Genomic DNA, 14179 nt, shown 5'->3' on the forward strand with positions numbered 1-14179 from the left:
CCCCACGTTCAGGCCGTGGCTGCCCGCAGGGCGATCTCGATCATCTCGCCGAACGTCTGCTCGCGTTCCTGTGCCGTCGTCTGCTCGCCTGTGATGAGGTGGTCGGAGACGGTGCAGATGCCGAGGGCGCGGCGCCCGTAGTACGCCGCGAGGGTGTACAGGCCGCTGGTCTCCATCTCGACCGCGAGGGCGCCGTGCCTGACCAGCGGCTCTGTCAGCTCGGGCCTCGTGCTGTAGAACTGGTCGCTCGAGAACAGCAGTCCGACGTGCACCGCCGACGACAGGGACAGCGACTCGCTCGCCTCCACCGCCGCACGAAGCAGCGAGAAATCGGCCACAGGAGCGTAGTCCTGGCCGTGGAACCGCACGCGGTTGATGCCGGAATCGGTGCACGCGCCGTTCGCGATGATGATGTCGCGCATCCCGACCTTCTCGGTCAGCGCACCGCAGGATCCGACGCGCACGACCGTCTGCACGTCGTACTCGTCGAACAGCTCGTTGGCGTAGATCGCCATGGAGGGCTGGCCCATGCCTGATCCCTGGACGGAGATGCGATGGCCCTGCCAGGTGCCGGTGAATCCCAGCATCCCTCGCGTCTCGGAGTACAACTCGGCATCCTCGAGGAATGTCTCGGCGATCCACTTCGCCCGGAGCGGGTCGCCGGGGAACAGGACGATGGGAGCGATCTGGCCGGGTTCGGCGGCGATGTGCGTGCTCATGCGGTCAGGGTATCGGGGGCGCGGTCAGCCCTCGCGGCGCTTCGACATCTCGGTGATCCAGATCGGTGCGAACGGCGAGATGCACCCGGGAGCGGTCGGGTAGTCGGCGAGCACCTGCAGTGCGTCGCCGATCGCGAGCGCCCGCGGCCGCAGGTCGGGATTGTGGATGCCGATGTTCGCGAGCGTCTCGTTCATCGCCCACTGCGGACGCTTCGGCGCATCCTTCATGTCGCGCTCGATCAGGTCGAGCAGCTGCTCGAGGTCGAGGCCGTCGGGCTTCTTCACGACGCGCTCGGAGGTCAGCGACCAGGCCGCTGCCGCCACCGTCGGATCGGCGTCGCCGAACCACCGCAGCCGCATCTCCTCGGCCAGCGGAGACTTCTTGGCGATGTAGCTGACGAACCACTCGTTGACCTTCGGCGGCCGGGTGTCGCGCAGCATCGCATCCAGCTCGTCCGCGGTGAACTCGCGCGGCTTGCAGATCAGCAGTGCCAGCAGACGCGGTGCTGTCTCGCCCGTCTCCCACAGCTCCTTCGCGAGGGCGTGGTCCGTCTTGACCTTCTTCGCGAGCGCCCGCATCTTCGACAGGTTGATGCCGTGGTCATCGCCGCGCTTCTCGTTCGCGGCGCGCATCTTCGGATCATCGAGGGCCGCCAGTTCGGCGAGCACCTCGTGGACGGTCATCGTGGCGGGCATGGCTCCAGCGTACGAGCTTCCCACCCCGAGAATTGCGCTGCAGGTCGACCACTCTGCTGGCAGCACGAGTTTGGTGCGTCAGAGCAATTCTCGCGGTGAGTGCGCTTCACTCGTCCCCGACGAGCTCCCCGCGGATCCGGCGCAGGTCCTCCATGAGCGACCCGATCAGGATCCAGTGACCGGATGCGGGCGGCTTCACCTGCAGCGGAGCGGTCAGAGCAGGGATGGCCGAAGTCTCCGCCGAGGGCTCGGGTGCGATGTCGGCCACCTGCACCGCGAGTCGCACATCGTGCCCCGCGCGGCGCAGCTGCTCGGCGATCGCGTGCACGGTCGGCTCGTCGGCGAGCGTGTCGTCGTAGTGGTCGAAGAACGCCCGAGTCATCCCGATCACCTGCGTGACGATCGGCGACAGCCTGTCGAACAGTGCGCGCATCTCGGCGACCTCACCCTTGGCCGACCGGCGCGGGTTGAGAGTGAGCGATTCCTCGCCGGCGGCGATGGATGCCTCGGCCGACGCCTGCATCGGACGCAGCAGCCGCGCCTCGAGCATGAGTTCGTGCAGCTGCGCCGGCTGCTGCGTGCTGAGCAGCGCGGCGGCCAGCCGGTCCAGGCTCGCCGCGAGCTCGGTTCCCAGCAGTCCGAGGTCGCGGCGCGCCGGAGCCGTGAGCACCGGCGGCACGACGAGTGCATTCACGACGAGCGCGAAGGCGACGCCGATGAGCGTCTCGAGGATCCGGTTGACGGCGTAGTCCGGATCCGACGACCCCAGCGCCAGCACGAGCATGGCCGAGATCGCGACCTGGTTCCCCGTTCCCGTCGATGCGCGGAACGTCCACGCGACCAGCATCGCCACGACGATGGCGAGCAGCACGACCCAGCTCTGCGGCCCGAGCAGCAGGCTCAGGAGCACGGCGATGACGACGCCGACGATCACGCCGATGCTGCGCTCGAGCGCCTTGGCGAATGACTGGTTCACGCTCGGCTGCACGACCAGCAGCGCCGCGATCGCGGCGAACACCGGCAGCGGTCCCGGAATCAGCCAGCCGGCGAGCAGCCAGGCGCCGAGCGTGGCAACGGCCGACTTCACGAGCTGCAGCAGCGGAGAGCGCTTCGTACTCCGCAATGCCGCCGTCACTCGCATGGCACCACGTTAGCCCGGGCCGGTGGTCCGTCCGTTCGTATCGGAGCTGTAACGAGCAACTGAGGTCACCCTAACCCCGTGTTACATTAGGCCAGGCTTACCAAAGCGCCCCGGCCTTCTCGGCCATCACCCGAACACCCACCTCATCGAAGGGAACGCCCGTGCGTACCTCCCGACTTCTCGCCCTCGGCGCCGCCGCGGCCCTGGCCATCGGCCTGGCCGGCTGCTCCACCACCCCGTCGAGCACCGACAGCGACGCCGCCGGTGCGAACCCGGCATCCGCTGACGCGTTCCCCGTCACGATCGAGCACGTCTACGGCGAGACCACGATCACCGAGAAGCCCGAGCGCGTGGCCACCGTCGCGTGGGCCAACCACGAGGTCCCCCTCGCCCTCGGCATCGTGCCGGTCGGCATGAGCAAGGCCACCTGGGGCGACGACGACTCCAACGGTGTGCTCCCCTGGGTCGAGGACGCGCTGACCGACCTGGGCGTGGACGTCTCCCTCTTCGGCGAGGCTGACGCCGCAGCGGCGGGCGAGGTCCCCGTGCTGTTCGACGAGACCGACGGGATCAACTACGAGGCCGTCGCCGACACGAACCCCGACGTCATCCTCGCCTCCTACTCCGGCCTCACGCAGGAGGAGTACGACACCCTCTCGAAGATCGCCCCGGTCGTCGCATACCCCGAGATCGCCTGGGGCACCTCCGTCGAGGACATGGTCGAGATGAACTCCGCCGCGCTCGGCCTCGCCGACGAGGGCGACGAACTGATCGACCAGATCCACGCCGACACGGATGCCGCGCTCGAGGAGCACGCCGCCCTCAAGGACGCCAAGGTCCTGTTCGCCTACCTCGACCCGAGCGACCTCAGCCAGATCATGTACTACACGCCGGTCGACACCCGCCCCGGGTTCCTCACCTCGCTCGGTCTGCCCGAGCCAGAGGTGCTCGCCGGCACCGACAGCACCGACTTCTACCTGACCGTCAGCGCCGAGGAGGCCGACGTCTTCGACGACGTCGACGTGTTCATCACCTACGGCGACGAGTCCCTGATCGAGACGCTGCAGGCCGACCCGCTGCTGTCGAAGATCCCGGCGATCGCAGAGGGCCGCATCGCGATCCTTCCGGATGCGACGCCGATCGCGGCATCCGCGAACCCGTCGCCGCTGTCCGTCGGATGGGGAATCGGCGACTACTTCGCGATTCTCGAGGCTCCGCTGCTCAGCAAGTGAGCTCAGCAGTCACGACCATCACGCCGGGCGCCGCGAAACTGCGGCGCCCGGCGTTGGCGCGCACATCGTGGCTGCTCATCGGGGTCGGAGTCATCCTCGTCCTCTGCGTCCTGTCCGTCTCGTTCGGCGTCAGAGCCGTCTCGATCGACGACATCCTCGCCGTCCTCGGCGGCCACGACGACACCATCGCGCAGGCCGCCATCGTCAAGCGCATCCCGCGCACGGTCCTCGCGATCCTCATCGGCGCAGCGCTCGCCCTGTCCGGGGCGGTGATGCAGGCCATCACCCGCAACCCGATCGCCGAGCCCGGCATCCTGGGCATCTCGAACGGGGCATCGCTCGCCGTCGTCGTCGGCATCGCGTTCTTCGGGCTGTCCGACGCATACGGCCAGATGCTCTTCGCGATCGTCGGCGCCGCGGTCGCAGCGGTCTTCGTCTACGCGGTCGGATCTCTCGGCCGGGGAGGGGCGACGCCGCTCAAACTCGCGCTGGCCGGGGCTGCGACCACCGCGGCCCTCGCGTCCCTCATCAGCGCGGTGATGCTGCCGCGGGTCGACCTGCTGCAGACCTTCCAGTCGTGGCAGATCGGCGGTGTGGGAGGAGCCGAGTGGCCGCGCATCGCGATGACCGCCCCCGCGCTCGCCGTCGGCGCGCTCATCTGCATCGCCTGCTCCCGCGGCATGAACTCGCTGGCGCTCGGCGACGACATGGCGGCCGGCCTCGGCGAGAACGTGTTCCGCACGCGGCTGCTCTCCGCGGTCGGCGCCGTGATCCTCGCCGGTGCCGCCACCGCGATCGCCGGCCCCATCGGGTTCGTCGGCCTCATCGTCCCGCACGTCTGCCGCCTCCTGATCGGCACAGACCACCGCTGGCTGCTCCCGTTCTCGGCCGTCACCGGCGCCGCCCTGCTGCTGGCCGCCGACATCGTCGGCCGCGTCATCGCCCCCTCGCAGGAGGAGATCCAGGTCGGCATCATCACGGCCCTGATCGGAGCACCGTTCTTCATCTGGATCGTCCGCCGTCAGAAGGTGAGAGAGCTGTGACGATCCTCGACGCATCGACACGGACATCCGCGGATGCCATCGCCGCCGGCCGCCGCGCCCGTCACCGCCGTCACGCCACTGCCACGATCGTGCTCGGGGTGCTGCTGCTGGCTCTGACAGCGGTCGCCCTGATGGTCGGGAACACCTTCTACACTCCCGGCGAGGTCATCCGCGTCATCCTCGGTGAGACCGTGCCGGGGGCGTCGTTCACCGTCGGCGAGCTGCGACTGCCGCGCACCGTCCTCGCCATCCTCGCGGGCTTCGCGTTCGGCATCGCCGGCGTCTCGTTCCAGACGCTGCTGCGAAACCCGCTCGCCTCGCCCGACATCATCGGCATCACCCAGGGCGCCAGTGCTGCCGCCGTGGTGGCGATCATCACCCTGGGGCTCAGCGGACCGGCCGTCTCGGTGTTCGCGGTGGGCGGCGCGCTCGTCACTGCGCTCGCGATCTACCTGCTCTCGAACAAGGGCGGCTTCGCCGGCATCCGCCTGATCCTGATCGGCATCGGCGTTGGCGCGATGCTGCAGAGCGTCATCTCCTACGTGCTCTCGCGCGCGGCGCAGTGGGACATCCAGACCGCCATGCGCTGGATCTCCGGCAGCCTGAACAATGCCTCCTGGGACGACATCGTGCCGCTCGCGCTCGCGAGCGCGGTCATCCTGCCGTTCCTTTTCGCGCAGGCGAAGTCGCTCGGGATGCTGCAGCTCGGCGACGACTCGGCCACCGGTCTCGGCATTCGCGTCACCACGACCAGGGTGCTGTTCATCATCGGGGCCGTCGCCCTGCTCGCCGTCGCCACCGCCGCGACCGGGCCGATCGCCTTCGTCGCGTTCATGGCCGGACCCATCGCCGCCCGTATCACCGGGCCGGGCGCGAACCTGCTGCTACCGTCCGCGTTCGTCGGCGCGGTGCTCGTCCTCGGCGGCGACCTGATCGGACAGTTCGTGTTCGAGGCGCGCTACCCCGTCGGCGTCATCACCGGCGTGCTCGGTGCGCCGTACCTGATCTACCTGCTCATCCGCACCAACCGCTCGGGAGGATCGCTGTGACCGAAGCGCACACCCTGGAAGCCTCGGGTCTCACCCTCGGCTACGGCGATCGCACCGTCATCGAGGGACTCGACCTCACCATCGCCCCTGGCAGGATCACCGCGATCGTCGGCGCGAACGGATGCGGCAAGTCGACGCTGCTGCGTTCCCTGGCGCGGCTGCTGGCACCGGCATCCGGTCAGGTCGTCCTCGACGGAAAATCCGTGCACTCCCGGCCCACCAAGGAGGTCGCGCGGATCCTCGGCCTGCTGCCGCAGTCGCCGATCGCTCCGGAGGGCATCGTGGTGGCAGACCTGGTCGGGCGGGGACGGCATCCGCACCAGAAGGTGCTCGCCCGCTGGACCGCGCACGACTACGAGGTCGTCGCCGACGCGCTCGAGGCGACCGGCATCTCCGACCTCGCGGACCGCAGCGTCGACGAGCTCTCCGGTGGGCAGCGCCAGCGCGTCTGGATCGCCATGGCCCTCGCGCAGGAGACCGACATCCTGCTGCTCGACGAGCCGACCACCTTCCTCGACGTCGCCCACCAGGTCGAGGTGCTCGACCTGCTCACCGACCTCAGCCATGCCCGCGGCACCACGATCGTCATGGTGCTGCACGACCTCAACCTCGCCGCCCGCTACAGCGACGAGCTCGTCGCGATGCGGCACGGCAAGGTGCACGCCGCAGGTGCACCGGGTGAGGTGCTCACCCACTCGCTCGTCGAAGAGGTCTTCGGCATGGCGAATCAGATCACCACGGATCCGGTCTCCGGAAAGCCGATGGTCACCCCGATCGGAAGGCATCATGTCCGCTGAATCCACGACCCGCACGCGTCCGCCGTACGTCCTCGCACGTGCCGAGGTGCGCGCGGTCCAACGGGTGTCGCCGAACTTCGTCCGGGTCACCTTCGGCGGCGCCGACCTCGACGATTTCGGCACGCCGGGCGATGTGTACGACGCACGGATCAAGCTCGTGTTCCCGCCGGCGTCCGGCATCCTGCCCGACATCGACCGCGACACGGACGACTGGTGGGGCGCGTACCTCGCCGTCCCGGAGGAGCTGCGCGGGTCCATGCGCACCTACTCGGTGCGCTCTCTTTCCGTGTCGGACGCCGGCACCGAGGTCGTCGTCGACTTCGTCCTGCATCTCGCCCCAGGGCTGACCGGGCCCGCGTCGTTGTGGGCGAGCAGCGCGACGGTCGGCGACGAGCTCTGGATCGTCGGCCCGCGCCGCGGCCGCGAGGACCGCAGTGGGATCGAGTACGCGCCGGGTGACGCATCCGCCGTCGTGCTGGTCGGCGACGAGACGGCAGCGCCCGCGATCGCGCGCATCCTCGAGGATGCTCCGCGCGACCTGCGGGGCATCGCGTTCCTCGAGGTCCCCGAGGCCGCGGACGTACTGCCGATCGACGCGCCGGAGGGTGTCGAGGTGCACTGGCTGCCGCGCGGGGATGCCGCGCACGGTCTGCGCGTGATCCCGACCGTGCTGCACTATCTCGGCGACACCGGTCACACCGAGATCACCGTGCAGGATGCCGAGGGCGAGGATCTCGTCTGGGAGACGCCGGTGTACTCGGGAAGCGGCGAGTCGGTCGGCGCGGCAACGGCGCATATCGACCGGTACTTCTGGATCGCGGGGGAGAGCGGCGTCGTCACCACGCTGCGCCGCCACCTCGTCAAGGATCTCGGCATCGACCGCGCCCAGGTCGCCTTCATGGGCTACTGGCGCCGCGGTGTCGCGATGCGCGGCTGACCGCGACATCGAGAACACACAAACCGCCCTTCCGCGTCCGCCGGAAGGGCGGTTTGAGCGTTCTCGGCGCGCGGGGGTGGGGCGTGGTTCGATGGGGGCATGGACACCGAGCAGCGGATGGCGCGGGAGACCCGGGCGATCTGGGCGACCGTCGTCTGCTTTCTCCTCGGCACGGGCATCGGAACCCTGGTGCTGCAGGGCAACCCGCGGCCGGTCGCCGGTGACGGCTCGGTCGGCATCCCGGTCGCCGTGGTCGCGGGCGTCATCGCGGCGGCATCCTTCGTCGTCTCGACCCTGCTGCACCGCCGGGGCGAGCACGTGTCGATGCCGCGCTGGCAGGTCGCGATCTCGTCGCTGTCCGCCGTCGCGCTGACGATCGCGCTCGCCGGAGTCACCGCGCTCGGAGTGCTGCTGGCCACCGAGGTGCTCGGCGTCGGGCTGCAGGGGCTCGAGCTGCCGGCACTCGGCGGCGGCATGGTCACCGGCGTCGCAGGCGCCGTTGGCGGGCGGCTCACGTTCGAAGCCGGCATCGGCCTGCGCACCTCCGACCTCGCGAACCTGCTGTTCAGCTACCTCATCATCGGTACGCTGTTCGCGATGCTCACCGCCGCCGACCCGCGCTGGTGGGAGCGCAACTTCTCGCAGCTCGGCATCGGCGCCGGCGCCTGGGCGTTCAACGGGACGCTCGTGATCGCGGGCATCCTCACCGCCACCGTCGGCTCGTACATCGGCCGTGATCTGCACCGTATCCGCGGCGACGCCGCTCTCGCGCGCATCGCCTGGGTCGTCGTGCTGTGGGCTGCCACCGGCCTCGCGCTCGCCGGTGTCGGGCTGCTCTCGCTGGAGCGGGTCGTGGTCCTGCACAACATCGTCGCCCTCAGCGCTCTCGTGCTCTTCATCGCGGCCGGCGTCATGACGACGATCGTGATGCCCGGTCCGCCCCGTGCACTGCTGCTGACCACGGCCGGCACGGCGCTGCTGATCATCGTGGCCGTCCTCCTGGCATTCGTATTCGATGTGTACCCGGTGACCGCGCTCGAGGCCATCGTCATCGGCCTCGCCCTCCTCTGGCTCACGACGCTCGTACGCATGCTCGCCGTGCTCACACCGGCGGGCACTCGCACGTCGGCCCGCCGGTCGCTGCTGCGGGGATAGCGACTCGCGGTCGGGAGGCCTGGCTTCCGGCATCCGTCCCTGTCAGTATCGGGGGAGACCGATCTGCGAGAAAGGACGACGATGTCCGATCAGGTGTTCATCTTCATCGCGCTGGGGCTGTACTTCGCGGCCATGATCTTCATCGGCTTCCTGGCGTTCCGCCGGACGAAGGACCATGAGGACTACATGCTCGGCGGTCGTGACCTGCCGCCGTGGGTCGCAGCGCTCAGCGCCGGAGCATCCGACATGTCGGGCTGGCTCGTCATGGGACTTCCCGGCGCCATCTATCTCTCGGGGCTCATCGAGGCGTGGATCGCCGTGGGCCTCACGATCGGCGCCTACCTGAACTGGCTGCTGGTCGCGCCGCGCCTCCGCGCCTACACGCAGGTGTCGCGAAACTCGATCACTGTGCCGAGCTTCTTCGAGAACAGGCTGCGGGATTCCTCGCGACTGCTGCGGATCCTGGCAGGCGTCGTCATCCTGGTCTTCTTCACGCTGTACATCTCCAGCGGCATGGTCGCCGGCGGCGTCTTCTTCGAGAGCTCGTTCAACTCGGACTACCTGCTCGGGATGGTCCTGGTCGCCGGCGTCACACTGCTGTACACGCTGTTCGGCGGGTTCCTGGGGGCCTCCTTCACGGACGTCGTGCAGGGCCTGATGATGCTGATCGCGCTGATCGTCGTTCCCGTGTCCGCGATCATCGCGATCGGCGGCTTCGGCGAGATGGCGGCCGCCATCGACGAGCTCGCCCCGAATCACCTGTCGCTCATCGGCGGGACGGCGCTGACCGGCGGAGTCGTGCTGACCATCGTCTCGGGGCTGGCCTGGGGCCTCGGCTACTTCGGCCAGCCGCACATCATCGTGCGATTCATGGCGCTGCGCAGCCCGCGTGAGGCGAAGTCCGCCCGACGGATCGGGATGACCTGGATGATCATCTCGCTCATCGGCGCAGTCTTCTCGGGCCTCGTGGGAATCGCGTACATGGCTCACCAGGGCATCGACCTGACCAACTCCGAGACGGTCGTGCTGGTGATGGCGCAGACGCTGCTGCATCCCTTCGTCGCGGGCCTGGTGCTCGCAGCGGTCCTCGCCGCGATCATGAGCACGATCTCCAGCCAGCTGATCGTGGCGTCCTCCGCCCTCGTGGAAGACCTGTTCAAGGTCGTCAGGAAAGAGCCGTCGCCGAGGCTCCTGGTGATCCTCGGACGATCGACGGTGCTCGGGGTCGGCATCATCGCGGCGCTGCTGGCTCTCGTCCCGAACGACACCATCCTCGGGCTGGTCTCGTTCGCATGGGCCGGATTCGGCGCGGCCTTCGGCCCACTCATCCTGCTGAGCCTGTTCTGGCGCAGGCTGACGAACTGGGGAGCGCTGGCGGGCATGTTCGTCGGTGCCGCAGGCGTCTTCGTGTTCAAGGCGATCTGGCCGGACCTGTACGAACTGCTGCCCGGATTCATCTGCGCGATGATCGTCGCGATCGTCGTGAGCCTGCTCACCCATCGCGAGGGCTCCGAACGGCAGAACGAGATCCTGCAGGAGTTCACCGACACCGGAACGCTGCTCACGGTCAACGGTGTGGGACGCGGGGCGCGGACCGATCGTATGACGCCGTAGACCGCAGACATAGAGAATCGCCGCGGCGATGTCAATGCGACTGCGCATGGCGCGTTCGGGCACGTGGATTGCCGACATGCACGCACAGCGCAACGACATCGCCCGACAGGTCTCCGTCATCGCCGCGGCCTCATTCATGCTCATCGCCGCGGGCCGTCGGCGGCTGGGTCGCGGCATCCATGGTGCTCAGGCCTCTGGCTGGTGGTGGCTCGCTTCGGCCCGCTGTGGTCGACGGTGCTGGTGATCGTGTTGCTGCTGGCGGTACTCGCCCGGGTGATAGTCCTGCTCGGCCGTGCGCCGGCGCGCGGCTGGGCGGAGCGGATCGTCGTCGACGGCACGAATGGCCTGCACTTCGGCTGGGTCACGATCGCCATCGTCTGGCTGGCCGTCGGTCGCCTGACCGACGAGCCGCAGAGCACCCCGACAGCGATCGCGGCGATCATCGTCGCCGTCGTCATCGTGCTCGCCGCGGGCGTCGCGGTCATGCGGAAACTGCGAACGTCGCCGGTGGCGGAACCGGGGGCCCGAACGTAGGCGCGGAATCGGGCGGATGCCGAAGATAAGGCATCTGTCCGATGTTCCGGGGGTGCCTTAGAGCGGAGTGTGGACTCAGATCACCAGAGGAGTCCACGACATGTACGAGCACCCGTCCTACATCTACAACACCGTCCTCGTCGAGCAGGAGCGCATCGACCGCCAGAACGAGCTGCGGCGCATCATCGCGGAGAACCCGGAGCGGATCGTCAGGCGCCGCGGTCCGGTGCTGAGCCGGGTGAGCGGCTGGTTCCGCACCAGGCAGGCGGATGCCGCGGCCTCGGCCGTCGCATCCGACACCCCGCGCGTCGTCGACCCCATGGCGCGTCCGGCGCACGCGCGGTGAGTTCTCTTGCCGCGATCACCGGCCCGAATGTCCGTGGCCGGTGGCACCATGAAGTGGTGACCGTTCCGACGATCAGCGCAGACATGGTGGGTCGCGACGCCGACCTCGCCGGACTGCGGCGCGCCTTCGACCGGGCTTCGGGCGGCGAGCCGTCGGCCGTGCTCATCGAGGGCGAGGCGGGCATCGGCAAGTCGCGCCTGCTGCGCGAGTTCCAGGCCGAGGTCGCAGACTCCGCCGACGTGCATGTCGGCCGCTGCTTCGACCTCGGGTCTGCCCGCTCGGCATACGGCCCGCTGACCAGCATCCTGCGATCGATGGTCGAGCGCCTCGGCGTCGCCGAGGCGAAGGCGGCGATCGGCGTCGGTGCCGAGGCGCTGCGCATGCTCGTACCCGAGCTCGGCGAGGGCGTCGCCGTACGCGACAGCACCAGCCCCGACGCCCTGCGCGACGCCGTCGCGACCCTCATCGAGGCGGCCGCCGGCATCGCCCCGCAGGTGCTCGTGGTCGAAGACCTGCACTGGGTCGACGACTCCACGCTCGTCATGCTCACCTATCTGCTGCGCACCCTGCAGGCGGGGCGCGTGCTGCTGCTGATCACATGCCGAACCGACGACGTCCGTCGCGGCGACGCGGTGAGCCGCTTCATCGCCGAGACCACGCGCGCACGGATCATCGAGCGCCTCACCCTCGAGCGTCTCGACCGTGACGCCACGCGGCGGCTCGTCGAGCAGCTGAACAGCCGCGAGCTCAGCGACACCTCTCTGGATCGTCTGATGGACCGCGCCGAGGGCGTGCCGTTCTTCGTCGAGGAGGTCGCCTGCTGCGCGTCCGACCCGTTGCCCGACTCCCTGCGCGAGATGCTGCTGGTGCGCTTCGACCAGCTCGATGACGACGCCCGTCATGTCGTCCGCGTGGTCTCCGGCGCCGAGGGGATGCTGTCGCACACACTGCTCGCCGGGCTCGCCGGCCTGCCGGATGACCGCCTCGACGCGGCGATCCGGGCGGCCTCGCACGTCGGCGTCCTCTCCGTGCACGACGACGAGTACACCTTCCGGCACGCGCTGCTCCGCGAGGCCGTGCACGAAGACCTCCTTCCCGGTGAGCGCGCGAGGCTGCACAGGGCGTACGCCGAGGCGCTCGAGGCGAAGGCGACGGCGCTCGACCGCTGCGACCGGTCCTCCCTCGCTCACCACTGGCATCTCGCCCAGGTGCCCGACCGTGCGCTGGTCGCGTCCGTCGCCGCGATGCAGGAGGCCAAAGCCCGATTCGCGTTCGCGTCCGCGGCGCGGTTCGGCGAGCTGGCGCTGGAGCTGTGGGAACAGGTGCCCGATGCCGAAGAGGTCGCAGGGCTCAGCCATGTGCGGCTGATGCGGCAGATCGGCTCGATCCTCCGCAACGCGGGCGAGGCCGAGCGCGCTCTCGCCGTCGCCGAACGCGCGTTGGAGGAGATCGACGAGAGCACCGATCCGGCCGAGCACGCCCGGCTGCTGCGCGACAGGGGGCTGTTCCTCGCGAACCTCGGGCTGCCGGGAGCCGCGGAGTTGTTCCTCGAAGCGCTCGAGATCGTCGATCGCGCGGTGGACGACGAGCAGCTGCACGCGACTCTCCTGAACGGCCTGGCCGGAAAGTACATGCTCGCCTCGATGCCGCGCGAGGCCATCATCACGGCCACGCAGGCGCTCGAGATCGCGACCCGTGCGAACGATCCGCGTGAGATCTCGGTCGCCCACAACCTCCGCGGCACGTGCCGGACGTACCTCGGGCAGCTCGACGAGGCCTTCGCCGATTTCCGTGCGGCCGCGCTGTTCGCCCCTCGCAGCAATGGCGGCGCAGAACTGCGCTTCCACGTCAACTACTCCGACATGCTGGGACTGCTGGGCAGGCACCGCGAGGCGTTCGACGTGGCGGCGGCCGGGATCGTGCGCGCCCGCGAGCTCGGGGTCGAGCGCGCCTCGGGCACGCTCATGGTCCAGAACATGGTCGAGCCGCTGCTCACGCTCGGCGACATCGACGGGGCCACGTCCCGGCTGTCCGCCGTGCCGATCGGGCGGCCCCAGGTGCTCAACGACCAATACGTCGTACTGACTCGCATCCGCGTGCTCGCCTGGCAGGGCAGGATCGACGACGCCGAGCGCATGCGAGAGGAATGGATGCCGTCGCTGCGGCGCACCGGCGAGCTCGAGCGGCAGGCCTGGTACCGGATCGTCGAGAACGATATCGCCCTCGACATCGCGCGCGGGCAGTGGACGCATGCTCTGGACGCCGTCGTTGCGATGACGCAGGACGAGGGCTTCGTACTGCTGCACGCGTACCGGCTGCTGCTCGAGTCCGGCTGGGTCGTCGCTGAGGTGCGCGCGTCCGGAGGAGATGTCGACGTGGCCGTCTCGGCGATCCGCAGACTCTGGGCCGAGATCCCCGCGACCGTGCGCGACGAGGGCTGGGCTGCGCTGCTCGACGCGCTGCTCGATCCGTCCGTCGCTGCGCTCCGCCGGGCCGTCTCGCTCGCCGACGGCGAGGATGTGCCCGCCATCATGCGCGGCGTCACGCGGCTCGAACTCGCGCGCATGCTGGTGGCGGACGGACAGCGCCCCGAGGCGCAGGTCGCGCTGGCGGATGCCGCAACCATCGCCGCGAGGATCGGGCACGTGCCGCTGCAGAACAGCATCGCGGTGTTCGGGCGGGCAAGCGGGCTGGTGGCCCGCGACGGTGAGGCCGCCGACGAGCTCGAACTCACGGCTCGCGAACGGCAGGTCGTCGAACTCGTCGCCGAGGGACTCAGTAACAAGCAGATCGGCGAGCGACTGTACATCAGCTCGAAGACCGCGAGCGTGCACGTCTCCGCGATCCTGCGCAAGCTCGGCGTCTCCACCCGCACCGAGGCCGCCATGGTCGTCGCGCGGCGCTGACCCGCACCAT

Annotated in this window: 13 protein-coding genes; 10 read left to right on the forward strand and 3 right to left on the reverse strand. The window is 69.3% G+C overall.

From position 1 onward, the window contains the following. Positions 1–8: 8 nt before the first annotated feature. The 3 genes from deoD to MAE01_RS15030 form a co-directional block, all read right to left on the reverse strand. Entirely contained in the window at positions 9–719 is a 711-nt protein-coding gene (gene deoD / locus MAE01_RS15020; protein WP_147040769.1) for a purine-nucleoside phosphorylase, read from the reverse strand. A 24-nt stretch (positions 720–743) separates the two neighbouring features. Further along, positions 744–1415, reverse strand: coding sequence for a DNA alkylation repair protein (locus tag MAE01_RS15025; protein ID WP_147040771.1), 672 nt, complete (start codon positions 1413–1415; stop codon positions 744–746). Positions 1416–1521: 106 nt separating this feature from the next. Continuing rightward, on the reverse strand, positions 1522–2556 hold the full coding sequence (locus tag MAE01_RS15030) for an FUSC family protein (RefSeq protein WP_147040772.1): 1035 nt from the start codon (positions 2554–2556) through the stop codon (positions 1522–1524). Between the two features lie 161 nt (positions 2557–2717). Here MAE01_RS15030 and MAE01_RS15035 point away from each other — a divergent pair, with 161 nt between their 5' ends. The 10 genes from MAE01_RS15035 to MAE01_RS15080 all read left to right on the forward strand — a co-directional run bounded on the left by MAE01_RS15035 (position 2718) and on the right by MAE01_RS15080 (position 14169). Beyond that, positions 2718–3788 carry an iron-siderophore ABC transporter substrate-binding protein gene (locus MAE01_RS15035; RefSeq protein WP_147040774.1) on the forward strand — a complete coding sequence of 357 codons (1071 nt, stop codon included), beginning with the start codon at positions 2718–2720 and terminating at the stop codon, positions 3786–3788. Beyond that, the gene (locus tag MAE01_RS15040) at positions 3785–4831 is read left to right on the forward strand and encodes a FecCD family ABC transporter permease (RefSeq protein WP_229718250.1); all 1047 of its coding nucleotides are present in this window, start codon (positions 3785–3787) and stop codon (positions 4829–4831) included. Before MAE01_RS15035 ends, MAE01_RS15040 begins: the two co-directional genes overlap by 4 nt. Then, positions 4828–5880: a FecCD family ABC transporter permease gene (locus MAE01_RS15045; protein ID WP_371861780.1), complete on the forward strand. Its 1053-nt coding sequence runs from the start codon at positions 4828–4830 to the stop codon at positions 5878–5880. The genes MAE01_RS15040 and MAE01_RS15045 overlap by 4 nt, the downstream gene beginning before the upstream one ends. Beyond that, complete coding sequence (locus MAE01_RS15050) at positions 5877–6677, forward strand: ABC transporter ATP-binding protein (RefSeq protein WP_147040778.1); 801 nt, start codon at positions 5877–5879, stop codon at positions 6675–6677. The genes MAE01_RS15045 and MAE01_RS15050 overlap by 4 nt, the downstream gene beginning before the upstream one ends. Then, a complete protein-coding gene (locus MAE01_RS15055; protein WP_147040780.1) occupies positions 6667–7614 on the forward strand; it encodes a siderophore-interacting protein in 948 nt (315 codons plus the stop codon). Before MAE01_RS15050 ends, MAE01_RS15055 begins: the two co-directional genes overlap by 11 nt. Positions 7615–7713: 99 nt before the next feature. Further along, positions 7714–8769, forward strand: a complete 1056-nt coding sequence (locus MAE01_RS15060) for a DUF998 domain-containing protein (protein ID WP_229718249.1) — start codon at positions 7714–7716, stop codon at positions 8767–8769. An 81-nt stretch (positions 8770–8850) separates the two neighbouring features. Further along, on the forward strand, positions 8851–10383 hold the full coding sequence (gene putP, locus MAE01_RS15065) for a sodium/proline symporter PutP (RefSeq protein ID WP_147040782.1): 1533 nt from the start codon (positions 8851–8853) through the stop codon (positions 10381–10383). A 204-nt stretch (positions 10384–10587) separates the two neighbouring features. Then, the gene (locus MAE01_RS15070; protein WP_147040784.1) at positions 10588–10917 is read left to right on the forward strand and encodes a hypothetical protein; all 330 of its coding nucleotides are present in this window, start codon (positions 10588–10590) and stop codon (positions 10915–10917) included. Positions 10918–11017: 100 nt separating this feature from the next. After that, positions 11018–11263, forward strand: coding sequence for a hypothetical protein (locus MAE01_RS15075; protein WP_147040786.1), 246 nt, complete (start codon positions 11018–11020; stop codon positions 11261–11263). Positions 11264–11319: 56 nt separating this feature from the next. Next, complete coding sequence (locus tag MAE01_RS15080; protein WP_147040788.1) at positions 11320–14169, forward strand: helix-turn-helix transcriptional regulator; 2850 nt, start codon at positions 11320–11322, stop codon at positions 14167–14169. The last annotated feature ends 10 nt before the right edge of the window (positions 14170–14179 follow it).

Source organism: Microbacterium aerolatum (assembly GCF_007988825.1).
GTDB lineage: Bacteria > Actinomycetota > Actinomycetes > Actinomycetales > Microbacteriaceae > Microbacterium > Microbacterium aerolatum.

Excerpts from the sequence above, each read along its gene's own strand:
- putP (WP_147040782.1), top strand. The coding sequence starts at position 8,851 with ATGTCCGATCAGGTGTTCATCTTCATCGCGCTGGGGCTGTACTTCGCG.
- MAE01_RS15060 (WP_229718249.1), top strand. The coding sequence starts at position 7,714 with ATGGACACCGAGCAGCGGATGGCGCGGGAGACCCGGGCGATCTGGGCG.
- MAE01_RS15030 (WP_147040772.1), bottom strand. The coding sequence starts at position 2,556 with ATGCGAGTGACGGCGGCATTGCGGAGTACGAAGCGCTCTCCGCTGCTG.
- deoD (WP_147040769.1), bottom strand. The coding sequence starts at position 719 with ATGAGCACGCACATCGCCGCCGAACCCGGCCAGATCGCTCCCATCGTC.
- MAE01_RS15025 (WP_147040771.1), bottom strand. The coding sequence starts at position 1,415 with ATGCCCGCCACGATGACCGTCCACGAGGTGCTCGCCGAACTGGCGGCC.
- MAE01_RS15075 (WP_147040786.1), top strand. The coding sequence starts at position 11,018 with ATGTACGAGCACCCGTCCTACATCTACAACACCGTCCTCGTCGAGCAG.
- MAE01_RS15055 (WP_147040780.1), top strand. The coding sequence starts at position 6,667 with ATGTCCGCTGAATCCACGACCCGCACGCGTCCGCCGTACGTCCTCGCA.